The organism is Brevibacillus sp. FIR094 (assembly GCF_050477165.1).
Classification (GTDB): Bacteria; Bacillota; Bacilli; order Brevibacillales; family Brevibacillaceae; genus Brevibacillus.
Genome location: NZ_JBEAES010000086.1, coordinates 1 through 786, shown reverse-complemented (window position 1 = coordinate 786; position 786 = coordinate 1). Strand labels below are relative to the sequence as shown.

General features: G+C 38.9%; 1 protein-coding gene. It reads right to left on the bottom strand.

Annotated features, from left to right (window positions below; translation table 11 throughout):
- Window positions 1–786: IS3 family transposase (locus tag ACQ5DJ_RS29920; protein WP_429845622.1), on the bottom strand; the 786-nt coding region annotated here is incomplete at both ends.

Genomic DNA, 786 nt, shown 5'->3' with positions numbered 1-786 from the left:
CAATCTGAAGGGTTTGAGTTCGGTATTGTACTGGACTCAAGCCTTTTAATTTTGTCTTGATTCGCTTGCAGTTATAGTAGTCGATATATTTCGCTAACTCGCGTTTAAAATGTTCAACACTTTCAAACTGCTGTGTATATAAAAATTCCGATTTTAAAATGCCAAAAAAATTCTCCATCACAGCATTGTCATAACAGTTCCCTTTTCGCGACATACTCTGTGTGATTTTCTTTTCCTTTAATGCCTGTTGGTACTTGCCCATTTGGTAATGCCATCCTTGATCCGTGTGGATCAAGAGATTATCCTTGTCGGTTAGGCGATTAAAGGCATCTTCCAACATGTTAGAAACCAGGGAGTATCTTGGTCTCGAATCAATTGTATAAGCGATAATTTCTCCGTTAAACAAATCCAGCATCGGTGATAAATATAGCTTTTCACTAAACAATTTAAACTCCGTAATATCCGTTACCCACTTCTCATTTGGTTTTCCTGCTTGAAAGTTACGGTCTAAAATATTTGGGGCAACCTTACCGATTTTCCCCTTATAGGAGCGATACTTTTTCATCCGAACAATGCTTTTTAGGCCCATTTCCTTCATTAATCGCTGTACTTTTTTGTGATTCACCTGGTGTCCGAGATTTCTCAGCTCGTCCCTTATGCGACGATATCCGTAGCGTCCTTGATGTTCATGGTAAATGGCTTGAATCATTGTCTTTACTTCGGCATGTTTGTCTTGAGAACCGAAGGTTTTTACATAGTAATAATAGGTGCTGCGTGGAATACCTG